The organism is Arthrobacter glacialis, assembly GCF_002909445.1.
In the GTDB taxonomy this organism is placed as follows: Bacteria; Actinomycetota; Actinomycetes; order Actinomycetales; family Micrococcaceae; genus Specibacter; species Specibacter glacialis.
In genome coordinates, this window is record NZ_PPXC01000016.1 from 39,432 (window position 1) to 61,934 (window position 22,503).

The window sequence follows — 22,503 nt, forward strand, 5'->3', positions numbered from 1 at the left end:
ATGGCAGCCGATTTCCTAAGTGATGAGCAGGCCGCGGATCCGTCAGAAACCGGCCCACCACCCGCACCGAGATCAGCTGGACAGCAAATCCCAAACGGTTGTGCAGTCCCCGGCGGCGATCAACTATCGACAGATCAGCATCGTCCAATCAACAGAACCGCTCAAGATCCTCAAGAAAGCCAACCGCCCAACAACTTCAAAGACAGGCCACTAGCTATCGCATAGCGGATTCAATAACTGCCGCTAGTCGAAGTAGCTGCGCTACTTGGCACCAAATCCGAGGGCTCTGCGCCTTGCTACGCGCTCTTCTTCGGTGAGCTGTTGACGTTTGGTGTAGGTAACCCTAACCTTACATACGGGGTGCCAAATTGGTATCCGGACATCAGTGGGGGCACGAATGCGGAAAACTGATGGTAAGTCGTGGGCGGCGGTTATGTTCATTAGCGTCTTAGCCAGCATTGCGACAGTAGTTCCGGCAGCGGCGGACGACACACAGGGGGAACTGTCAGCGACTGATGCAGTTGTCGCCGTTCAGGAGGTGGCAAGCCAGTCAAACACCGGACCAATCGATGAAGCTGAAACCTTCACGGTTGAATCCGACGGGTCGCGAGTGGTTGTCGGTGAAGGAACGAAGGTGGCGATCGAGGCTGGCAATTCGCCGACGATCACTCTGGAATCCGAAATCTATGAGCCACTCCACGTGAACGGTGGTCTTGAAGGCGAGGTCGAGGTGACTTCGGACGGCACAAGTGTCTACGAAACAAAGCAGAACTACTCCGTTGTTCCGCTGCCGTACAAGGATGGCTCTATCCAGTTGATCAACGTAATTGCTGACTCAGCTGCTCCGGAGAGATACGAGTATGACTTTTCGTCGACGACGCCGGTGAGCATCACGCTCAAAGACGGTGTTGCTGTCATTTTGGACGTGAACGGCGACTTCATTGGCGGCGTCACGGCACCCTGGGCTTATGACGCCCACGGGGTCGCGGTTCCTACCCACTTCGAGATCGCTGGCAGCACCCTGATCCAGGTTGTTGAGCACTCGTCGGGCTCATACACTTATCCGATTTCCGCCGACCCTTATTTGGGTCAAAAGCTTTTTTCATGGATCTCGGTTGACAGCTTCCAGGGAGACTCTCGGGTAAACCTGCAACCGACAGACTTCGGTCGGGGGATGCCGCCATGGGTAATGACCGGTGCTGGCTGGACGGAGGCAGTCGGTTGGCCAGGTCCGGTTCCAGTCGGACCTATCCTGGGAAGCAAGGCGACGCTGCGCCAGCAGTTCGACTGCCACGCGTTCGGAAACGCCTTTGCTGGTACTTGGAACCTTGAGCGGTTCCGTCCGAACCGCACCACGGTCTGGAGTTTTGGCGTTGCTATCCACCATTGCAACTGGACAACGGCGAACCAATATTGAGTCGAGATGAATGGAGTTTTGCAGCATGAGCCAACAGCGCAAGGGGCTGAAAATGCTTTTTTATGGCTCGATCGCCAGCGGAGTATTGGCGCTACTAACGGCAGTACTGACTTCGGTTCTGTTCCAGGAAATTGAGAGCAAGGGAGACGTCACCAACGCGCAGGATTTCGGCTGGCGCGCAGTTGCGCTTGCCGTGTTGTCCGTCGTGCTTTTTACTGTTTACCTGATTCGTCGCAATACTCTGAGTAGGGTGTTCAAGCAAACGCAAGAGCACGACCCAGCCCCGTGATGGGATTACGGCGTCGATGAAACGGGGTCTGAGGAAGATCCTTGGCGTGAATTTCCGTAACGATCCTCCTCAGACCCCGAGACGGTGATCCACTGTGTCTATCAATCCTTGTTGGTTGCCACAGCTGCCTTAGCCGCCGCTAGTGCCCGTTGCTCCAAGATTTCTCACATAGATATTTAGTGTCGAACGCTAAAGCTTCTTATAGAACCACTGCCCATTGACATAGCCCGGATGCAGTTCTCGGACACCGAAGGGTTCGAGCTTGGGCAAGGCGATGTTTCTTGGCTGGATGTTGTATCCGTTGCTCTCGTAGAACTCCGGAGTACCGTTTCGTTCGTCCATGAACCCGGTAACCCAGATGGCGCCTTCTTGCTTTGCTTGAGACTCACCAGCTGTCAGTAATGCCGTCCCTAGACCTGTTCGCTGCATGTCTTCGACCACGGCAATGGAAGCCAGGGTCCGTCTGACTTTCCCAACTCCCTTCGCGAAGTCACGGTCGAACCCATTTCCGATCTCCAGGAGCTCTTCGTAGGGGGTGTGCATGTAGAGGGCCCCAACTAGATGCTCTGTGACGTTGTAAGCCCCTAGCCAAATAGCTGGAAATGCTTGGCCTCTCTCATCCTTTGGCACATAGTCGTAGGCATCCCGCCGTGAAATCGTTTCAGTTTGCTCGGCCCTTTTAGCGCTAACGCCTTCAATTTCCTTCTGAAAGAGCTTGCGTAGATGGTGGAGGCGATGCTCGGCAGGGACCTTAATGGTCCACGGATTGCCGCTATTTGTAATTGTCATGGGTGGTTTTCCTTCACCATCGCGGAAGAATCGTTGTTGATATCGGTGTCGCGGAAATTGTATCCGTGCGGTCCCTTTCAGGGCAGAGTACTCTCGGGCCAGTAGGTCATCCACGCCCATTCCAACGTTTTTGGCTGTGCCGGGCTGTTGAAGGCAGCAACTCCTCCCAATTCCCGCTCAATGATGGATTCCAGGTCGGTATCCCCCTCCTGGGGGATGATGAAGAGCGCTTCCAGGCTCACGTCAAAGGCCCCGCCAGGTTCTGCAGGGGTCCGCACATGACCCAAAGGTCTACCTCAGCAGAACGTGCCTGTGCAGCTCTCAATGCCTTTTCGATCTGTTGGACGGTTGGTGCTGGCTCGAACCATTGAGATAACACCAATTCCTCGGGGTGGTCCTTTGCCAGGGCAAACCAGTCAATGGCAGTTGATCTAGCCGCGAAACACATGGGGCCAGGGGAATCCGTATCGGGTGTCGCATGCGTGTCTACGGCCTTCAAGAGCCAGGGTGGCAGCGGGGCGGTGTTGTCCATGACGTAGTGGGTTTCACTGTGCGTGAATGCGTTCAGGCAGGCGTGACTGATTTGCCATTGCCATGGTGTCCATTGCTTGGCGTAGTCGTACCCATGATGATCTGTAACAAGCCAGGCCACATGACTATCCAGGGCGGTGGGTCCTCTGCCGAAATCAAAGCCGGATTTATCGGTGTCTTTTTGCGCGCGGCGCTTGTCGCCCGGGGGAAAGAGCAGGCCCGGGGTCTCGTACACCAAACGGACGATCCGGGGGTTGGCCCTTGCAAGTTTGACCGCAAGATGGCCCAGGGTTTCATACGCGTCCTGGCCGAGAAACTGTTGTGGTTCGTTGACCTCGCCGGCCCGCAACAGTTCTCGATCCAAGACGAAACGGAACGGGAAGTGGAGTGCGTCCATTGCGTCGAGGTCGAGACTAACGAAGAATTCAGTGGTGGACTCGTTGGATCGGGCTATTGAGGCAGCTGGTGAGGTTCGGGGGTCGGCAGCACGAATGACCGCCTCCACCTCCCGCAGCACCGAAGGAGCATCAGTCTTGTCGCTCAGAAAGCAGTATTGGGCGAATAGCTCCGTGCCGGCTTCCTGACGTAGATATTCCTGAAGCCGCTCAGAGTGCCGGTAGTAGCTATCGGCCTCGTCATGGCTGATCGTGATGTGGAGCTTTTTGGTTAGTCCCATGGGATGGGTCCTCCTTGATAGGTTCCTACGGTGGTGTTCGTCCGGGCTTTGATTGCCTCGCCCATGGCGATGGTGTTTCTGGTGGTTTTGCGGATGTGTTCTTCGCCGTCTTGAAGGGTCATGATTCGTCGTGCGGTGAGGTCAGCCAGTTGGTCTGTGGTGGCACGTTCGTCAAGGTGGCCTTGGGCCAGGCCGGAGGCGTAGCCGGTCATCCAGATTCGCCAGGCCAAAGGGTTTTTCGTGATGAACTCGGCAAGTTCTTCATCCGTCTTCATGGTTTCTCCCCTGCCTGGTCTTTGGTTTTGCGGAGTTGGACTAGAGGGTGGGAGCCGACGCCCCCACCATGGTGTGCAGTAGTGGCGGTCCCTGGGGACCGCCACTACATGTTGTTTAGGACTGGTTTCGCTGGGATGAGACGAGGGTGTCCCATCGTTCTTGGCGCCGTGATGGGGCGTAGTGGTCCTTACCCGTTTTGTAGTCGTGCCGGGTGTTGGTGCAGGCGGTGAAGGGGCCTTCCTTGCTGAAGAGGTAGTCCAGGTGCGGGCTCAGGTCGTGCAGAATCCAGGAGCTGAGGTCTTCTTTTGCTTTCGTCATGCTCTTTTGCAAGGCAGTGAACCGTAGTACCGCCTCGGGGTGCAGCCACCATTGAGGGCACCAGTAGGTGCTGCCGTCCCCGCGCTCAATATCGTGCAGGAGAGTCCCGACGTAGAGGAAGAGCTCTTCAAACCGTTCGGAGCCTTCACGGGCGGCGTGAGCTTCCATGCTTGATTCCTGGAAGAGCTGGGGCATGACGGGGCGCTGCGGATCCTCCACCAGCTCCCCCGTAGCTGCGACCACGGCTTCCTCCACCGTGTGAATGGGTGTAGTGGGTGCCGTGGTGTGCGGTGCTAGCTGATCCATGGGTTTGCTTCCTTCTTCTGTGGGGCGGGGTTTGTTGTTGATTCCGGCGAGATGAGGGCGAGCAGGTCCGGGTTGTGGAACCATGGCTGGACTTTGGCTAGGCAGGGTTGGGGCAGGTCTTGGGCGGTGAGTAGTCCGTACCCTTTGGGCATGTTGGCCAGCTCAGCCACCGTCAGGATGGGCCGTTGCTGGGTTGATTTGGAGGTGGTGGTTTCCATCCATCCCCGGCTGCTGGTGGAAATGACAGCCTTGTCGTAGTCCCCCGCGGTGGCGGAGAAGCCGCGCAGCACGGTGTCGTCCTCTCCCCCGCCGAGCCAGCGTATGTTCGCTGATTTCCAGAGCTGACCCATGCCCTGTTGACCGAAGGTGCGAATGCCCTGGTCAAAGCCTTGGATGAACAGGTTGGTCACGATACCCAAGGAACCGAAGAAGGAGAGCTTGTCGGGCAGTTCTGGCCACTGGACAATATTGCAGATTTCATCGAGCAACATCACCAAGGGCACCGGAAGCCGGCTACCGGAGTCGGCAGCGGTGCGCTCTGCTTGTTTGACCAAGGCTTGGAGCAGGGAGGTGACGATGAAACCTGCACCGCCGGCACCTTTCTTGGAGAGCATGATGAGGGTGTCTTTGGAGTACAGGAACGCTTCGAGCTCAAGCTCCGGCAGGGAGGGAGTGGGGGTGGTCCAGGCAATGTTGTGTTGGAAGCCCAGATCCTGAACCATGCGCGCGGCCGTCGCCCACAAGGAGCCACGGGTTTTCTCTGGTTGGCCTTTGATGGCCCTAGTGGCTGTGGCCCATTGGTTCCAGCCGTGCCTGTCCAGAGCCGCGGCGATAGCATCCTGGCCGGTGGCGATGACATCGCGGGCCCTGGCGTCTTTATTCGCCAGAGCTTCCGGGGAGCCTTCGGGGAAGGCCCCTTCTCCGACGACGATCCACCGTTCAACCGTGGAGATCGGGCGGCCTTCCAAGGCGGCGGCGAGGATGGCGTAGGAGACAAGCCGGATACCGGCGGGTCCGAAGTGAGCGTCATCGGATTTCTGTTGATCAGAGCGGGTGTTATTGGCCGAGGACGCATCCGAGAGGACCGTGGCGAGTTCCGTTGCTGTCACATCATCATGGACGTAGCGCAGCAGATTGACGGTGCACCCCTGGGGTACCCCTTCAATCCCTTGCGGATCTATGCGCCAGATGGTGCGCCCTTCCCCGGTGCGCAGGGCAACGGTCTCAGCAACCCCGTCCACCTTGTTCGAGGTCAGCAGCAGGGCCCCGGGTGCTGCTGCGGCCTGCGGGATGACAAACGCGGTGGTCTTGTAGCCGCCGGGCTGAATGTTGATGACTCCACATTCTCGCCAGCCCTGGTAGAGCGGTTCTTGAAGCCCATCCATGGGGATCGGCCAGGGCAGGCCCGGCCCGGGATCGAGCATGAAGGGGTGTTTTTGGCGGGCGTCCTTAGTTCGTGCTTTCGCCTGCAGGGGTGCCAGGGCGCGGCCGTGGGCGAGACGATGCGCTGCTTTTTCGTAAGGTTTCAGGGCGTTGGCCATGATGTTCTTGCCTCCTTCGTTTAGTGATGTCCGGCGAGAGCGTTTTTGGCCCCGTCAAAGTTTTCATTGGTGTTGTGGAGGAACTTTTCCAGGGTTGTCAGGGGACCCATGTTGATGGGGATCCCCGGGTCATCTCCGAACTTCGCCAAGAACTTTCCTCGCCCCAGGGGAACGCTGCCGGAGCCGGAGTCCGCGGCCCAAGCCCCCAGGAGCTCACGTTCCTTGTTGGTGAATTTCTGGACCTTTTCCAGACTGTCTATTTCGTCGTAGGGGATGCCGCCGTAGACGCGCATGGAGGATCGGGCCACGAATTGCTTGGCTTTGGCGGTCAGTGCAGGATCTGGCAAGTCCAAATCTCCGGTGCCGTGGGTGATCAGTGCTTGGCCGATGCCTTTGGTGCGGTTGATGCGGATCAATCCCTCGAGCATGTTCACAGCGACCCGGGGGTCCACTTGGAAGTTCTGCCACAGCTCGTCAAAGCCCATGATGTAGTGCACCTCCGGGTAGAGCCCGGCTTCTTTCAAGCTCATCACTGAGGAGGTCACGGACTGGGCGTAGTTCCAAGTCACGATCTGCAACGCGGCCCGGTAGCGTTCTTCGGAGAGATCGACCGCTGAAATATCGAAGGAGCAGTTGACCCCTACCGGCATGTCTTCGCTGGTGGGCTGAGAGAATGTACCGCCGAACTCGGGCGAGTGGATGAGGTCCTTGAGCCCATTGCGCAGGCCCTTGGTCAGGCGCAGAAAATCTGCGGCGTCGTGGCAGGAGGCCGACTCGATCATTTCCGGCGTCGGGTTGGCAATGCGGTTCTCCACATGCCCCAGCAGGGCGAAACGCCCGTGGCCGGCGACCGCATGGTCAATGGCCTCGGAGAGGATGCCGGGTTCCCCGGCATCAGCGCTCAGAGGGCGTGCCAGGACCAGCTCCACCAACGCGCGGACGGTACGGTGGCGGCGTGAGCGCATTTCAGCGAGCATCGCGTTGCGGATCTTGTCGTCCTTGATGCTGTGCACAGCACCTTCCAACGGGCCGGCATCCAGAGGGTTCACACAGCCCTTGTCTCCGCCGACTTCAAAGGCTTTCCCGCCGATGTGGCGCATGAATTTGCTGTACTCCCCTTTCAAGTCGCCGGGGATGACCACCAGGTATCCCGCGGCGAGCATGCCCATGAGCATGCGCAGGAAGAACGAGGATTTTCCGCGCCCCTGCAGGCCGAAGAGGATCAAGGAAGGACTCGAAGCGCCCCCGGCAAGGAACAGGGTCATGAAGTCCAAAAAGACAGGGGACATGTGAAAGAAGTGTGTGCCCATCGGGGCGCCCAGAGGGGATTTAGAGGTGCTGGTCATGAACGGGAACAACCCGGCAATCTGGTTCGAGGTGCCCTGCATGACTGGCGGGGCTTCAACATAGCCGGCCCGCCCCGTAGCGGGAAGATGCTTGTTGCCCTTCTTATCCGTGCCGGGGAGCCTGATGCCTTCCAGCCCGTCCGGGGCGATCAAGTTGCTGGCCCAGGACGGGGTGAGGAGTCCAGAGGGGCGACGAACCATGCTCTTGGCTGCGCGACGACGGCGCGGGGTGCTGGTAGTCATGGTTACAGGCTCTCTCTGACGAATTCGGACAAGGTGGCGATCTTCCAGGGGACCAAGCCCAGGCCCAAGCCCATGGCAAAAGCGGTATCGGTTTGGCGGTAGGTGTTGCGCAAGGAGAGCTGCACCCCGGTACGGGCTGACCGGCGAACGTTCGCTACCGCCTTCTCCAGGGACTCCATGCTGTTGGTGGTGAGCGTGACTGTCGCGGCTGTGCGGTACATGACGGCCCCGTGTTCGGTGATTTCCCGTTCGGTCTGTTGGGCCTGGCGGATGCGTTGGTGTGCGGAGGCGCTGACCCGGGTACTGGTGGACGCTTCAATGCGTGCCGTTTGGCTGACCTTGGCGGCCTGGCTCTGGGACTCTTCGGTGGTGAACGGGACAAAGAACTGGGTCACCCGGCGCACCGCTGCTTCACGGTCCGGGGTGAACAGTGCTGCCAGGGCCCGTTCGGTGAACTGGTTCGCGGGGGGTCCTGCGACCTGAAGGGTGCGTGAGAGCCAGTCCTCGTGTGCATATTCCTTCGTTCCTGCCCAGGCATAGGCGGGGCCGGCATCATCCCAATCCAGGGACACCATCTGCCCTTCAACACGTGCCCGGTCAAAGAGATCTGTCATGGACGGGTCAAAAGCGCACCTGGTGACTTCGGCTAGTTCCGAGGCGGTGAGCGGGGTGCAGATCCCGGCCCCGCATTCGGCCAGCCAGGCCACCAAATCTGGAACGGCTGCCACAATCGCAGCCCCCACCTCATCATGTCCAGCCGTGGAGGGGCCATCCTCGCTGCGTCGCTTGCGCTGGCCAAAGCTGATCGTGACTCGCTGGCGGACCCGGGGTGTTGCGGTGGAGATTCGCGTCGTCAACTCGTCAATGGTGCTGTGAACATCTGCCATGCCCGCCACCATTTCCGCACTCGGTGCCCTGTGCAGGCCCAACCCATCCACTGCGTCGGACTGCCACAGGTCAGCAACAGCGTTGGAGCGATCCCGCTGAGCCTGAACCTGGGAACGGATGCGGGTACCGGAGTCGTAGCCGGCTTCTGTGGTGACCGTGATCAGTTCCGGCTCAAACAACGAAGAAGACGTACCCAGCACCAGTGCCCAGTTGGCCACCAGGGAGTTGATGTCCGACTGATCCAGCAAGGACTTATCAGGGCACGTCGTTTCGATGACGACCGCACCAATACTGGTGGAGGGGTAGAAGATCATCGTGAACGGGATGCCTGTGGCGGTGGTGTGGTCGATCAGCACGGCCTCACCCAGGAGCCCCTGGGGCCGTGTGGAGCCGACGGCGCTGACAGGACCGGCCAGGGCAAGGGTTTGGGCGCGACGGCGGCGTGTGCGGTTGGAGCGGCGAATCATCTCCCGTTCAGGGGCGGTGCGCCCTGCCAGGCGAACCAGGACCAACACACTGGCTGATGCCAGTGCCACGGCCATAGCAAGGAAGCCGAAAAGGATTTGCCCGAACATGGCCAGGATGAAGAATCCCAGGGCACCGGCCCCGGCCACTGCCATGGCACTGACCGGGATGCCCAGGAGTTGGGCGTGTCGGACAGTTTGCAGGTTTCCGAACATGGGCCGGGAATTCGGGTTGTTGGTGCTCATAGTTTTTCTCCTTCACCGAGGGCGGCTTCGAGCTCGTTGGCCCCGTCATTGTGTAGTTGGTTGAATGCGTAGCCGAGCTGCTGGCCAGTGCCACCAGGGCCCATCCCGCCACCTCCCCCGACAGGGGCGGGTGCAGCTGCACCGTTTCCGCCTCCCTCAGGTGCCGGGGCTGGGGGTGCCTGGCCATAACCGTCGGTGCCGGTGTTTGGATGGGAAGGCATGGTGTTTTCGCTGATGTTGTTTTGCTCGCTGGAAGAACTGCCAGAAGAGGCGTTAGATCCGCTACCGCTACCGCTACCGCTACCGCTACCGCTACCGCTTCCGGCCTGCGAGCCGGCACTGGAAGCTTCGGCGGCGGCCGGGGCGCTGGAGCCACCGGTGGTGGCCGCGGCTCCTTGGCTGGCACCGGCTGCTGCGGTGTTGGCTCCGCCCGCGGCGGCCCCTGAACCGGCAGCACCACTTGCTGCTCCGGCTGCGCCGGTGGCACCCAAGGATGCGCCCATGGTTGCCGCACCCATCGCGACGCCTGCAGTGACGGCCGCGACCGTGCCAAAGACCTTGGCAAGATTCAAACCGGAGGCCCCTGCCATCGCCGGCACAGCAAGTTTGATCAACACGGGCAAGATCAGCAGTGCAGCCAGGCAGGCCACGAAACCGGTCATCATGGAGGCGATCCCGGCCCCGCCGTTGTCACCGTTAGTGGCACCCGAGCTGGCTGTCATCAGGGCCAGGGCCACACCCCAGACGATGCCACCGACGAACTTGTACAGCCCGCAGGCGACCAACCATCCGGCCGCGCGGTCGAAACGGTTCTTACCCTCCTCGGTCGTGGACATGGCTGCCAACATCGGCAACATGATCAGCACGATGACGACCACGAAGTAGGAGAACTGGACGAAGACGAAGTTGAAGATGGAGACCAAGATGGTCAACGGGGCAAGCATCATCATCAGCACCATCGCGCCCATATCGGATGCGGCCCCGGCGGTGGCTTCCTCCGGTGTCTTTGACATGGTGGCGACTCCCGATTCAAGGGTGAGCCCGGAGAGGTGTTCGACGAGCCAAGGCCCGGCCAGGTCCCCTGCCTTGAGCATGGCGAAGGTGAAGATGACGGCCACACCCCCGGCGACAAGAACCCGAATGATCGCTGCGATGATTTGCTGAAAGCCGTCATAGCGTTGGGTGAGCATGATTTTGCACAAGGCGACGATCACCGAAAGAATTGCCAGGCCATAGACGATCATCGAAAGGGTCTGTTGCCCGCGATGGACCAGTGAGTTGGGGTTGTCGAAATCACCGATCAGGGCGTCAACGCTAGAACGCATCCACATGGTGGCCATGGACTGCCACATCGAGGCGTAGGCCTTGAAGATCAGGGCAGCCACGAACTCCAAGACGCCCTCGGGGCCGTTGGTGAGGAATTTGACTATGTCCATGGGGTGCTCCGCTTCTGGCTTGTCAGCTTGGTCATTTGGTCACCGTCGGCAACAGGTCCGGGAAACCGGGGGATCCCCAGGCAACGAATCCCTCAAGGGTCTGTCCCGGGGCGCGTTCGTACAGGCCACCGGAGAGGGTGGGGACGAGTTTCCAATCCCCGTCAGCCCAGCTCAGGGATACCTGGAAGACGTTGATGCCACTGAGCCCGCGCCCGTTGGCGACGGCCAGGAAGATGCGGGCATTCTCGGGAGTGTAAGAGTGGATCTGGTAGCCGGCGGTCTGGGTATTGATGTCCCGCTCCCCCGGCACAGGACCGGAGCCCGCGGCGACCGCTTGGGCCAACGCAATCATGTTCTCCCGCCCGGGCAGATCGGCCACCGAGGACTTAATGCGTGCCTCGGCGCCGGGCACCGTGCCGGAAACTTCCAACGCCCCGGCATACCACTGAGCCGCGTACAGGGCCCCGGTCATGGAATGGGCGAAACCGTGGAAGGCCCCAGCACTATCGGCCGTGCAGGGTCCCGGGCCGGAAACCACCGGCACCTTGGCGGTGCCCTTGACTTCCCACTGGGCCGCTGCGGACGGGGCAGAGAGCGTAATGTCGGCCCCGTCATCCACCGGGCAACTGCCGCCAGCCGGGGCCGGATCGGTGGGTACGGCCGCCGGGCCCGCTGCGGGGGCAGTGGTTGCCGCCGCAGCGGGCCCAGCGGTAACTGCTGCGCCGACAGAGGTGCCCTTGCCGGTGATCGAAGAGATGATCACAACGGTCAGGGTCAGCAACACGAGAAGACCGACGAGGGAAAACAGCACGATCCGCCGGTTCTTGCGGGATTTTGCTGTCACCGAGTTGGGATCCCAAAGTGTTGAGCGCCGCGCTGACGCGGAGGCACCCTTGATCCAGGACTGGACACCTTTACCTTGACGCATAGTTCTTTATCCTTTGTTCTTGATGGTTCTACGGAGCGGAGGGGATGAAGCCCTGGCTGGCTAGACGCCCAGGGCCATGCCGATAATCAAGCCGATGCTGCCGATCAGTGCCCCGACGCCGAAGGCAATCACGATGCCCATCAGGAACTTCTTGGTCACGTGCATGCCAAAGAGCACGGTTCCGCCGATGGCCACCAGGCCAATCAGGATCGAGAAGCCAGCAATGAGCAGGCCACCCCATTTCGCCCAACCGACCAGCTGGACAATGAAGGTGGTCACGCCGGGAATTTCCACCGGCGGGCCATCGAAGATGCCGGCAGGAATCATGGTTACTGTCTGCGCCAGTACTAGTGCTGTGTTCATTTCAGGTACTCCTAGTTATGTGTGCCGGCGACAGTTGTCGCGGGACGGATCCAATGCGCGGATTTTTCTGTTGCGGTAATAGTTGCCACCGTTGCCCGGATGCGGCGGTGACTCTGGGCCAACTCCGCCAGCTGCCCGTTCTCGTCAGCTTCCTGCCAGGGCAGGCTCACTGTCTGAGGAAAGAGACGCGAGATGGCTTTGGCCGTGTTCACTGCCTTCTTGCCGGTTCCCTCTGGCCCGTAGGCCAGAACGAGCCCGGCCACCGTCCAGGGAAGTTCAGCTCGTGACCAGCGCCCTGCCAAAACCCGTGCAGCTTCCAAGGAACGCGGATCCACCCGGGCCACAATCCACACCGGCGCACCCACAGGCACTCCCCCGTACCAGCCACCGGCGTTGGAAAACCCCGGCAAACCACCCAAACGGGCGGGGTCAAAGCCTTCGGCCGCTACCTCTCCACACCAGGTGGCCAGGGAGGAAACACCCACCCCGCCACTGGCTCCGACCAGCCACAGGCGTGCCTGTGCCGACGGCGCCAGGTCCTGGGCTGTGTCAGCGGTGAAAGGGTCCAGCAGAGCCATGCCCCCGAGTACCAGAGACTCCCCCAGCACTGGGTCAAAGTCTTCGGTGAAGAGTTCCTCGTTGGCCGCTGTGGTGTCTGCGGTCCAGGGGGAAGCGCCGCTGCTCTCAGACATGCTTGCCCCCACCCTTGGAGGCCTTGGGGGTGCGCCGTCCCACCGTCAACACTGTCCCGCCCAGCAGGAGCGCACCGAGTCCGCCAGCGGCCAAGAACATGGAGGAATCATTGGCTCCGGTGTTCGCCAACGAGGCGCCGGCCGCTGCCTGCTGATACGCGACAGGAGCTGCGCCAACACCGGCACCGTTGTACACCGGCTGGGCCGGAACATACTCGATCGGCCCCTGCGGTACGAGACCGCCCGGGTTCCCCGGAACGATAACTGGCGGGGTGGTGGGCTCCACCGGCGGGAGAGTGGGCTGGACCGGAGGATTGGTCGGATCGACCGGCGGGTTGGTTGGATCGACCGGCGGGTTGGTCGGATCGACGGGAGGATCAGTGGGGTCGACCGGGGGGTCTGTCGGGTTCACAGGAGGATCAGTGGGATCGACCGGGGGTTCGATCGGGTCCACCGGAGGATCAATATCGATCAGAAGATCGTCCCCAACTGCCAGCTCCAGGCTGTCCACTACGGAAGCCTCCAGTGTCACGGGGGCGTGAACTTCTGCCTCAATGACGGCGGAGCTTGCGGGGTCCTGGGTGGTGAATGCGGATCCCGTGGACGTCGGGGTGGGGCTCTCTGTTGCCGGGGATGCCAAGGCCATCGTGGGGGCTCCGATCACCACCGACAGGGCCAGGGCCGAACCGGCAGCGAGCTTCACTCCCTTGCTGGTGTTGATCTTTCGGACGGGCTTGATTGCTACGTGCTTTCCGCTCATGGTCTTCTTCTCTTTCGTTGGTTGTTGATTACTTGTTGGGGTGGTCTTCTGTGGCGGCCGCGGTCTCCGCGAGATGCCAAGCATTGAGGTGACTGTCCCCTGTGGTGAGCAGGGTCTCGCCATGGCCGGCCACAGGTATCTGCCCGGTGGGCAGGGTCATGGGTGACGCGCCGGTGTTAGAGAAGCGCCCGTCCGTGTTCGGGCACCACCAGGTACCGGCGGCGTGCACGGCCTCAGCGCAAGGCCCGCTCTCAGCCGTCAGGGTCTTATCGGTGGCGACAAGCAGGGCGGGGGTGCCGTCCTGGGGGGTGTCCATGATCTGCCCTGTCGCGTTCTTGGCCACTACCCCGGTGACGGGAACCTGTGCCAGGATCGCGCCCGATTTCAGGGAGTGCATGGCCGCGACCGTGCCGGATGCGCCCTTCCAGGTCACAATCACTGCTGTGTCCGTGACGGCTACCCAACTGGCCAGCTTCGCCTCACTGGCCGGTGCTGCCAGGGTTACGGGGGGTGCGGCCTCGGTGCCGGTGACGACGGTGACCCGTCCTCCCGTCAAGGCCCACACCATTGCATCCGCTGCGGCTATGCCCACCGGTGCTGCACCCTTGACGGGGGCGTCCTTGGTGGTGAACTTCTTGGCTTTCGAATCCCAGGTCAGAGCTTTTTGCTCGGCACCTGTTCCAGTGACGAAGAACGGTGTGGTTCCGCGCATACTGGCTTTGCCTGTTGCGGTGAACTCTGTCGCCTCTGTGCCCTCGAAGACGGCTCCCTTATCCCCTGCGATAGCCAGGACAAGCCCGTCCCCACCCAACAGGCGCACAGAGGTTCCGGCCGGTGCGCTCCAGCTGGCGGTCGTCGTTCCATCGGTGATGGAGTGCCCGGTCACGGTGTCCTTGTCAACGGAGACAATCTGGTCCCCTGCAGTCAGGGCGGACCCTGCCTCCCCGGAGAACGGTACGGACCACAGCTGATCCATGCCGGTAGCCTGGCTCTGCTGTGCCGCTGAGGAAGAGGGATCAGGCGTTTGTGAGGCCGCCAGGGATGCTGCCCACCCGTAGAGGAACCACAAGCCAACGGCCAGGACGGCAAGAGTAACGACCCCGGCGCCAAGCAGCCAGAACTTCCGCTTCTTGGCAGGGGTCGGAGCCGTGCGGCCACGCCGTGACACCTTGGTCGGTGTGGCGGGCGCAGGCACGGTGATCTCTTCAACACCGGCGATGTTCCCCGTCAGGACAGGTGCGGGATTGACCAGGTTTCGGGCTAGGAGCTCGTGGCGGCCGGTGATGGCGTCGTTGACGACAATCTTGGTACCCGCGGGCAGGTGGTCAAGACGCTGGCGCAGCCGGCCCCACACCCAGGCGCGGCCCTGTCGGGGATCCTGCGCAGTGAAGGACTCAAACTCCCCCAGCCCTTCCCACGTGGCTACGCCTGTGGTGTTGATGATGGCGGTTACTACCGGTGCCGGTGCCGGTGGCGGGGATGCTGGGTGCCGTGGAGCTGTAGCCGGGCGCGGGGGCAGCCCGACGCTGTTGAGTGAATTGCTCATTTCGCTTGCCCTTCCGGGGTCAGTGAATAAAGGGTGGTTCCGGTGCCTGCCTGGCTGTAGGCAACAATCCCGTTCCCGGTACTGGTGCCGGTCAGGGGCCGGGGTGTCGATTGGTCCCACACACCTACGGCGGCCTGAGCTCCGCTCTCATCAATGGAGAGGGTGCCTGCCCCAGCAGTGAGCAGCCAGGACCCGGTAGAGCATCCAGCGCCCCGGTAGGGCAGCTCCGTCGGGCGGGTCAGTGCGGCACCGGTGGAGGTGTTCCACGCCGTATCAAGGAAGCAGAAGAGGTTTCCGTGGGCGCCGTCGCCAACCGCGATTTGGGTTCCTGCACCGACAGATCCCTGAACCGGGTCCGTCCAAGCGCCGAGGTTCCCGGCAGTCAGGGGCGCGGCGGCGACCATCACAGGGGAGGAATAGTCAGTGGCGGATCCGGCCCTGAACTCAGCGACCCAGTACCCGTCCACAACAGCCCCCACACCGGCCAGCGCAGCCATACCAGCGGGCATTGCCAGCTTTTGGGGGGCGGGGAAGTTCACCGAATCACTTCCAATCCACCAAAGCTGGCCGGTGAGGGGGTCCACGCTCAAGACGCGCCCGCCCATCGAGGCCAGGGCTTTCGCCCCTGCCGGGACCAAACGCGCTGCAGGGGTGGAGGCGTCATCGACGGTCCAGACCGTTGCGGAGCGGACAGAAGATGCCAAGGGTCGGTCTCCGCCGAAGGAAACGACCGTGGCCTCCTTGAACTCGACAAGCGGCCCTTTGGCCCCATCGGTGGCGAACCCGAGGACTTTGGTACGCCCGTCGTACGCGGCAATGACGGTGCCCTGGCCCAGATCGGTGTGCACCAGCTTCTGGATACTCATTCCGGTATCGGTCGTGGTGAGTCGTTCCCCGGTGGCGGCCTTGATGCGCACCACCGCGGAGCCGTCTGCGTACCAAAGCACTTCGTCAGTGCCGGTCCCGGTGGTCAGTACTTGTCCGGAGAACTTGGTGACTGGAATGGACCAGCTGGCGAGGGTGTTGAATCCTGCCGGAGCATGGACGGGCAGTTGTGCCTGAGCCGGTGCCGTCTGCGTCACCGAGGTTCCCTGCTCGGCGGAGGTATCCGGGGAGGCAAACAGTGAAGCGATGAGCCACACCATGCCGGAGAGGATGACAACGAACCCGCCGATGGCGGCCAAGCCCACCCACCGGGGAGCCCCACCTAGACGGTTGCCAGCACCAGTGCCGGAGGACTCGACGTGCATGAGCACGGTTCCGTCCTTGCCCAGGGTTTCAAAGCGGTGGCCGGCGACGTTGATGGCCAGGTCAGTCTGTAGACCGTTGACGTCAAAGGCCCGTACCCGGCACCAGCGCAGCCCCTGAGCCTTGGCCAGCTCCATGGAGACGTTCACTCCGGCCGGTCCCATCGTGGCCGAGGCGTCGTAGTTGCGCTGGATGGGTGCGCCCAGGGGGCGGTTCCCTGCTCCGTGCATTACGGCGGTCAGGTTGGAGGCGGTGGCGCGAATTTCAATGACCGGCCATGGCGGGAGCAAGCGGGCCTTGGCGGTGGTGCTCTTGCCACGGCGGAAATCTAATCGAGGCATTTTCATGAGTGGTCCTCTCCAGGGTGGGCGTTAATGGCAAGCCAAGGCGCAGCGGCATCGGTACGGCGCAGCTGCACCGACCACGGGCCGGTATTGGTGGGAACGGTTGCCCAGACCGCGAATCCGTTGTCCAGGTCAATGCTCAGCACGGCCTCGCCAGTGACGGCCGAGGCGGTGACCCTGGCCGGGTTGGTGCCGAAGAGGGCTTTTCCATAGGAGACGTCGGTCAGCGGGTAGATCTGCGTGTACCAGTCCTGGGCCGAAAGCTCGGGGCGGGCGAAGGAGGTCATGAACGCGGCCGCCGACTTCAGCGCAGCAGCCTTTGACGGCTCATCCCACACCAACGCCGGTACTGCCTCCATGTTTGCTTGGGGACTATCCCCGCAAGAAAGCACGCATTCCTGAGTAGGGGTGGCAGTTGCTGCCTGAGTTGAGGAGCTGGCAGCTGTAGGGTCTGCAGCTGGTCCGGCGGCCGGTGTCAGTGCACCGCCGCGGATCATCACCACAGAGGCAACGATGAGGCCCAGGAGTACAACACTGATCACGGCGATGATGAGGGTGCGATGGCGGATCATGGGATTTTCCTTTCTAGGCCACAAGGGCGAGCTGGTCTTTAGTGGGCAGATACAAATACCCGGAAGGGTAAGACGCTTCGATGGTGCGGGTGTAGTACTCCCCCGTGGGCGGCAGTCCGAAGTTGTAACCCTCTTCCAGGACCGTCCCGTCCGCGTTGACGGCCTTCACAATGGCCACATGTCCGTAGGAGCCAACCCCGTTGGCGTTGGGGGCGTACCAAATCACGGCCCCCACCTTGGGGGTCATGGATACTTCCCAGCCGACCCGCTTCCATGCCGCTCCCCACTGGCCACCGTGGCCCGGGGCAAGTTTCAAGGAGTCCATGGCAAACGGAGGCTGCGGGGTGCCCAGCTGCTGCATGAGCCTCCACCAGGCAAAGTCAGTGCAGTTCCGGTAGGCGAAGTGCGTCACCGGGTTGTCAGCGTTGTGGACCGTGTTTTTCCACGGGTAGTCATCGTCCTTGCCCAGGTCTCCTGGAACACCTGAACAACCGCCACCGGTGGAGACCTTGGCGTTGGAGAGGGCTTCAACGACCTGCATTGCCGGGGCACGAAACTTTGTGTAGTGGTAGGGGTCCTGATTGATCTGGACAGCATGGATGGCCATGGTCGGCTCCATCGACTCCCACCCGGGAACCTTGCCCAACCGGGTAAGAAACGCCTTACCCGCCTTGGCCACATTCAGCCGGTCTTCCCGAGGCCCGTAAGACTTGTCCTGCTGCAAGATGCCAATGGTGATTGCCTCACCATTGACCGTCCCGGCCGCGTCGGTCTCCTGAGTGTTCTTCAGTGTTGACTCGCCAATCGCGGCTTGCACCACGATGATCTGCGCCCCAACACTCATGTTCAAGGACTTCGCCTGGGACATCAGAACCACGGCGTTGGAGAGCTGTTCGCCCTTGAATCCGACCACCTCACCGGGCAACGATTTACCATCGACAGTGACAGCCGGCGCCTCACAAGCAGATGCGGATCCTGCACTGGAAAAAAGCACCAGCCCCACCACAACAAACATGGGCGCCACCATGAAGAGTGGGACGGCGATCAACGCGATCCACCAATTTGAGGACTTCTCTGATGACGTCACAATGACTCCGCTACTAATTCGTAGTCAGGAAGTACCCAGACGGGGCGGTTGTCCAAGGAGATGAATCCGAACAGTGCCCCTCCGACACTGAGGCGTGCATGGGCGCGTTCAGCTGCCCGACGAGGGATGCCGGCGATTGCTACCAAGTCCCCCATGGTGTGGCCCACCGCGATGCCGTGAGTGTCAGCAACACTGGCCACGGCCAACAACAGCTTTTGGCCCACCACATCGCTGTCCAGGAACTCCGCATGGTTCTGTATGCCCTGACGCTGCCCCGAAGAGCTTGCCCCGTCCTTGTCCAGGACAACCGGGGTAAATCCTTCTGGGTAGTAATCCACGCTCATCTCCTTCCTTCAAAGTGGGGACCAGCCCCAACCAAAAATTGCTCTCATCTCTTAAGAGCGAAGTTCGACAATGAGCTACGTGAACGACCAGCGGTCAACTGCGACATATGTCGTAGTTGACGGTGGCGTGAAGAATTTTCTGGCACGTTGGACTGTCCAAAGTTGGACAGTCCACCGGCGAGATGTGGGGAGACGCGGAGTGTGGTCCGAAAGGACTGGACCATTTGGACCAGTCCCCCGTTTTGCCTTGGTATTGGGGCAAACCCTCGTTGTGCAACGAAGTTCGCTCTTAAGGGTTAGGAGCACTAATTCCGGTGAACCCATAGCCCAATAAGGGAAGGACGAACGTGCAATCACGTTTAGGAGCTGCAGCAGGTACCAGCCTGTTTCAGAACAAGAAGAAAACGGGGTGGGGCCGCAAGGCCACCGCCGCCGTACTGGCCACAACCGTCCTGGCAAGCGCCGGGGTGGGTGCAGCCACGGTAGCCAGCGCTGCTGATGATCCGGCCGCACACTGGCATGGTGCGAACTATGTTGTTCCGCCGGCTAACGCGTCCGGCGACTGGAACACCTGGTTGGGATCCATGCATGACCCCAACAGCAGCGAGTTCGCCTGGTGCATTGAATGGGGCACAGACGCAGGAATGACGCCTAGTAACCCCGGCACCATTGCTGATGGAAATGCCGCACTGTTCAACTACATCGTCCAGACCAAGCAGGGCGACACCTCCCAGCACAGTGCCATTGCGGAAGCAGCGCACCGGCTCTTTGACCCGAGGTATGCCGCCGTCTGGGATGGCAACGGGCCCGCCTTCGGCACCCTGGCCACAGCCCCGACAACGGCCGGTCCCCGTGCCGCAGCAGATCAGATGATCGCAGAAGCTCAGGCCAATGCCGGTCCGTACAGGATCCAGCCTCAGCTGGTCATTGCCCCTGGTGGAAAGAAGGGAACCGTAACAGGCACATCTGTCCTGTCCGCGAGTGGCCAGGGGATCAACGGGTGGGCCGGTACAGCCACCCTGAACGGTCCCGCTGTGTGGGCCGGGACTAACTCCAAAGCCGTGAACCTGCACGCAGGCGATGTGCTCCCCGAGTTCATCGCTACCGGCAACGGCAAGGTAAGCGTCAAGATCGACATTACTGGCGCACCTGGTGCCTCCGTGGTGAAGCACAAGGTACCGGGCGAGCAGGGCATGGTGGTGACCTCCGGTACAACCACCGTCAGCGGTCAGTCCGGCGATGTTCTCGTGACCTTCGACTTCCAGCCCAAAGCCACCTCCACCGCCGTCACCTATGTTGAGGCCGGCGACAAGCTTGCCGATGTTCTGCATGTGAACACCGCCACCGGCAGCGCCAACGACTGGGCATTCGTGGACGGCAAGAACGTACCGGCCATCTTCGATGTTGACTGGTACTACTCCCCCACCAAGCTCGCCCCCTCCGCCGAAGTCCCTGCATCTGCAAAGCTGCACACCTCCGGTAAGGGAACAGCCAATGGTGTTGGTGACATCACCGTCACCGGCGCCAAAAACGCCGAGGCGGCCGGCTACTACTACCCGGTGGCAAAGTTCTCCAAGGCATCCCAGCCTGAGGGCCTGCGCCAGTACTTCACCGCTGACTGGAAGGCCGGGTTCAACGACCCGAACGAGCAGACCATCGTGAAGTACACCCCCGAGGTGCGCACCAAGACAGCCGAAATCGCAGATGGCAAGATCCACGACGTCATCACCGTCACCGGCAACAACCCCGAGGTCAAGCTCGATGTTGTCTCCAAGCTCATCATGACCAACGCCGAGACCGAGCCTGCGGGCACGGAGACGGCACCGGCCGACGCCCAGGTCATCGCCACCGTCACCACCCCAGTTACCGGCAACGGTGAGGTCAAGACCGCTGATGTGAAGGTCCCTTGGGGCAAGATCGTCGCGGCCTGGGACAAGGGAGATAACCCGAAGCTGTACTGGCAGGAAAACATCGTGGCCACCGAATCCACGAAGCCCTGGACTGGCAAGCACCTGCTGCCGGCCGAGACGGTCAAGACCGAGAAGCCGGCCATCATCACCGAGGCTTCCGAGAACGGCACCGTCCCCCTGGACATGAACGACACCGGTATCGTCTCCGCCACCATCCCCACAGGTGATGGCGTTGTCGTCACCACGAAGGTGGAGCAGTTCAAGTTCGACAACTCCACTGACGGATCCGCCCAGGCTGTCTGCGCCAACCCGTTCTACGAGTCACCGTGGCAGGACGTGACCACCACAACGGTCACCTACCCCACCCACAAGACTGAATTCGTTGGCACCTACGGCTACGTCGAAACGTTGAAGGTTGGCGTCACCGAAAATGGCAAGACCACCGAAACCGTCCTCCATAAGGGCAAGTGCGGTGAGAAGGAAGAAACAGTGATCGCCTTCCCGAAGGACGTTCCTCCGACTCCGGAGAAGCCTGAACTGCCCACCCCGGAGAAGCCGGTAGCTCTCAAGGCTGCGGTTGTTCCTGTTGTTCCGGCTGGCAACATCGTCGCCGTGGACAACAGCACCCCGAACACGGCAATGTTCATCGGCGGCGGTGCACTGGCACTGGCCGGCCTCACCCTGGCGGGCATCATGATCGTCCGTCGCCGCAAGACCTCTGCTGAGGACCTTGTAGATACCAAGTAACACCAGCACCACTCAGCAACACCCACGCGGGGCATCCAGCCTGTCAGAAGCAACCGGACAGGCCAGGTGCCCCGCACTCATCCCCCACAAACCCAGTAGAAAACAGTTCATCATGGTGACAACGATCCGGCTCCCCCACAGCACAGAGAACGTGATTGTTGAATCGCGCCAAGTGCGCAGCTTGATGAATCTGTCGATTGTCAGCATGACCGTCAAGGGCAAGGTCATCAACCTCACCCAGGAATGTGCACGCGAGCTCGGGGCCGCCCTCCTGGACGCCAGCATGGCCCAGACAGAAACCAGCCATTCGACCATGTACGGCGCACCCATCGGCGCAGGAAGGAACTGCTGATGAAGAAATTAGGTATCTGGCCCCACCCGCCAACAGGCCGAGAAACCACCTCCAAGCTGTGCAACTGCTGCATACACCGGCCACAACCGGGACCCCTGAAAAGGGTGCTGCAAGCTGTTGACCGCAGAATCTTCAACGCCCTTCCAGAATGGATGCAAATTCTATGAGCACGCCCAAAAAACGCGGCCTATTCCTGCCCATTCTGCTGGTTCTGGTCCTACTGGCAGGTGGTGCCGCCGTCATGGCCATGAGCCTGAACACCACTTCCGATGAGGCCCCCAGCTATGCGCAGGCACCAAGCATCGACAAACCTTTCACCACCACGGATCCCAACACCTTCGCCGGCCCCACCACCGCGAATGAAGCCCTCGCGGCTGAAAAGCCGCTGGGCCCCATGGAACTCTCCGTTCCCTCGGTCGGGCTGCGCGTATCCCTGGTCGAAAGCGGGATCACTCCTGATGGAGTCATGTCTCTCCCGGCCTCGAACCTGGCCGGCCACTACAGCCCCGCAGCGCCCATAGGCGCTACCGAAGGCTCAACCGTCATCGCCGGACACGTGAACTACGCGGACGGTTCAATCGCTCCCATGGGCCTGCTGGCAGGCATTCAAAAGGGTGCCCCAATCTTCATTACAGACGCCGCCGGCACCGTGCACCGCTACCAAGCCGTAGACGCTCAGCTCATTGGCAAACATGCACTCCCTGAAACGTTCTTCACCACCACAGGAAACCCCCAACTTGTCCTGCTGACCTGCGGCGGAGACATCGCATCCGACGCAACCGGGGTGCTGAACTTCCTCGACAACACCGCCATCACCGCTACTCCTTGGCCCTAAGATCAGGCA

23 protein-coding genes and 1 pseudogene are annotated in these 22,503 nt (G+C 61.3%); 5 read left to right on the top strand and 19 right to left on the bottom strand.

Annotated features, from left to right (window positions below; genetic code table 11):
• Positions 1 to 34: 34 nt before the first annotated feature.
• Positions 35 to 169: pseudogene (locus tag CVS27_RS21680) on the bottom strand (DUF4158 domain-containing protein); the annotation flags it as partial.
• A gap of 228 nt (positions 170 to 397) precedes the next feature.
• Between CVS27_RS21680 and CVS27_RS16950 the strand changes: the two are divergent.
• Both CVS27_RS16950 and CVS27_RS16955 read left to right on the top strand, forming a co-directional pair.
• The gene (locus CVS27_RS16950; RefSeq protein ID WP_133162968.1) at positions 398 to 1,417 is read left to right on the top strand and encodes a DUF2599 domain-containing protein; all 1,020 of its coding nucleotides are present in this window, start codon (positions 398 to 400) and stop codon (positions 1,415 to 1,417) included.
• Between the two features lie 25 nt (positions 1,418 to 1,442).
• Entirely contained in the window at positions 1,443 to 1,706 is a 264-nt protein-coding gene (locus tag CVS27_RS16955) for a hypothetical protein (protein ID WP_133162969.1), read from the top strand.
• 189 nt (positions 1,707 to 1,895) lie between these two features.
• Here the strand turns inward: CVS27_RS16955 and CVS27_RS16960 are convergent, their stop codons facing one another.
• The 18 genes from CVS27_RS16960 to CVS27_RS17040 all read right to left on the bottom strand — a co-directional run bounded on the left by CVS27_RS16960 (position 1,896) and on the right by CVS27_RS17040 (position 18,644).
• Entirely contained in the window at positions 1,896 to 2,495 is a 600-nt protein-coding gene (locus tag CVS27_RS16960; protein ID WP_165788334.1) for a GNAT family N-acetyltransferase, read from the bottom strand.
• A 77-nt stretch (positions 2,496 to 2,572) separates the two neighbouring features.
• Complete coding sequence (locus CVS27_RS20895) at positions 2,573 to 2,737, bottom strand: hypothetical protein (protein ID WP_165788335.1); 165 nt, start codon at positions 2,735 to 2,737, stop codon at positions 2,573 to 2,575.
• The gene (locus CVS27_RS16965) at positions 2,734 to 3,702 is read right to left on the bottom strand and encodes a hypothetical protein (RefSeq protein WP_103467037.1); all 969 of its coding nucleotides are present in this window, start codon (positions 3,700 to 3,702) and stop codon (positions 2,734 to 2,736) included. The genes CVS27_RS20895 and CVS27_RS16965 overlap by 4 nt, the downstream gene beginning before the upstream one ends.
• The gene (locus tag CVS27_RS16970; RefSeq protein WP_103467038.1) at positions 3,693 to 3,977 is read right to left on the bottom strand and encodes a hypothetical protein; all 285 of its coding nucleotides are present in this window, start codon (positions 3,975 to 3,977) and stop codon (positions 3,693 to 3,695) included. Before CVS27_RS16970 ends, CVS27_RS16965 begins: the two co-directional genes overlap by 10 nt.
• Positions 3,978 to 4,092: 115 nt before the next feature.
• Positions 4,093 to 4,602, bottom strand: coding sequence for a DUF4913 domain-containing protein (locus CVS27_RS16975; RefSeq protein WP_165788336.1), 510 nt, complete (start codon positions 4,600 to 4,602; stop codon positions 4,093 to 4,095).
• The gene (locus CVS27_RS16980) at positions 4,590 to 6,143 is read right to left on the bottom strand and encodes a type IV secretory system conjugative DNA transfer family protein (protein WP_103467040.1); all 1,554 of its coding nucleotides are present in this window, start codon (positions 6,141 to 6,143) and stop codon (positions 4,590 to 4,592) included. Before CVS27_RS16980 ends, CVS27_RS16975 begins: the two co-directional genes overlap by 13 nt.
• A 20-nt stretch (positions 6,144 to 6,163) precedes the next feature.
• Complete coding sequence (locus CVS27_RS16985) at positions 6,164 to 7,732, bottom strand: putative type IV secretion/conjugal transfer ATPase (RefSeq protein ID WP_133162970.1); 1,569 nt, start codon at positions 7,730 to 7,732, stop codon at positions 6,164 to 6,166.
• Positions 7,733 to 7,734: 2 nt separating this feature from the next.
• Positions 7,735 to 9,330, bottom strand: a complete 1,596-nt coding sequence (locus tag CVS27_RS16990) for an SCO6880 family protein (protein WP_103467042.1) — start codon at positions 9,328 to 9,330, stop codon at positions 7,735 to 7,737.
• The gene (locus CVS27_RS16995; protein WP_103467043.1) at positions 9,327 to 10,766 is read right to left on the bottom strand and encodes a hypothetical protein; all 1,440 of its coding nucleotides are present in this window, start codon (positions 10,764 to 10,766) and stop codon (positions 9,327 to 9,329) included. Before CVS27_RS16995 ends, CVS27_RS16990 begins: the two co-directional genes overlap by 4 nt.
• Before the next feature lie 31 nt (positions 10,767 to 10,797).
• Positions 10,798 to 11,694 (bottom strand): DUF8175 domain-containg protein, encoded by an 897-nt coding sequence (locus CVS27_RS17000; protein ID WP_103467044.1) that lies wholly within the window; start codon positions 11,692 to 11,694, stop codon positions 10,798 to 10,800.
• A gap of 60 nt (positions 11,695 to 11,754) precedes the next feature.
• Positions 11,755 to 12,057 carry a hypothetical protein gene (locus CVS27_RS17005; RefSeq protein ID WP_103467045.1) on the bottom strand — a complete coding sequence of 101 codons (303 nt, stop codon included), beginning with the start codon at positions 12,055 to 12,057 and terminating at the stop codon, positions 11,755 to 11,757.
• Between the two features lie 11 nt (positions 12,058 to 12,068).
• Complete coding sequence (locus CVS27_RS17010; protein ID WP_103467046.1) at positions 12,069 to 12,749, bottom strand: DUF6668 family protein; 681 nt, start codon at positions 12,747 to 12,749, stop codon at positions 12,069 to 12,071.
• A complete protein-coding gene (locus CVS27_RS17015; RefSeq protein WP_103467047.1) occupies positions 12,742 to 13,509 on the bottom strand; it encodes an LPXTG cell wall anchor domain-containing protein in 768 nt (255 codons plus the stop codon). The genes CVS27_RS17010 and CVS27_RS17015 overlap by 8 nt, the downstream gene beginning before the upstream one ends.
• A 28-nt stretch (positions 13,510 to 13,537) precedes the next feature.
• Positions 13,538 to 15,055, bottom strand: a complete 1,518-nt coding sequence (locus CVS27_RS17020; RefSeq protein ID WP_103467048.1) for a hypothetical protein — start codon at positions 15,053 to 15,055, stop codon at positions 13,538 to 13,540.
• Positions 15,052 to 16,644 carry a hypothetical protein gene (locus CVS27_RS17025; RefSeq protein WP_103467049.1) on the bottom strand — a complete coding sequence of 531 codons (1,593 nt, stop codon included), beginning with the start codon at positions 16,642 to 16,644 and terminating at the stop codon, positions 15,052 to 15,054. The genes CVS27_RS17020 and CVS27_RS17025 overlap by 4 nt, the downstream gene beginning before the upstream one ends.
• A gap of 2 nt (positions 16,645 to 16,646) precedes the next feature.
• Positions 16,647 to 17,219: a hypothetical protein gene (locus CVS27_RS17030; protein ID WP_103467050.1), complete on the bottom strand. Its 573-nt coding sequence runs from the start codon at positions 17,217 to 17,219 to the stop codon at positions 16,647 to 16,649.
• 13 nt (positions 17,220 to 17,232) lie between these two features.
• Entirely contained in the window at positions 17,233 to 18,306 is a 1,074-nt protein-coding gene (locus CVS27_RS17035; RefSeq protein ID WP_103467051.1) for a CHAP domain-containing protein, read from the bottom strand.
• Entirely contained in the window at positions 18,303 to 18,644 is a 342-nt protein-coding gene (locus CVS27_RS17040) for a hypothetical protein (RefSeq protein ID WP_133162971.1), read from the bottom strand. Before CVS27_RS17040 ends, CVS27_RS17035 begins: the two co-directional genes overlap by 4 nt.
• 353 nt (positions 18,645 to 18,997) lie before the next feature.
• Here CVS27_RS17040 and CVS27_RS17045 point away from each other — a divergent pair, with 353 nt between their 5' ends.
• The 3 genes from CVS27_RS17045 to CVS27_RS17055 all read left to right on the top strand — a co-directional run bounded on the left by CVS27_RS17045 (position 18,998) and on the right by CVS27_RS17055 (position 22,494).
• Positions 18,998 to 21,307, top strand: coding sequence for a hypothetical protein (locus CVS27_RS17045; RefSeq protein WP_103467053.1), 2,310 nt, complete (start codon positions 18,998 to 19,000; stop codon positions 21,305 to 21,307).
• Positions 21,308 to 21,419: 112 nt separating this feature from the next.
• Entirely contained in the window at positions 21,420 to 21,659 is a 240-nt protein-coding gene (locus CVS27_RS17050) for a hypothetical protein (RefSeq protein WP_103467054.1), read from the top strand.
• A gap of 163 nt (positions 21,660 to 21,822) precedes the next feature.
• A complete protein-coding gene (locus CVS27_RS17055) occupies positions 21,823 to 22,494 on the top strand; it encodes a class F sortase (RefSeq protein WP_165788337.1) in 672 nt (223 codons plus the stop codon).
• Positions 22,495 to 22,503 lie beyond the last annotated feature (9 nt).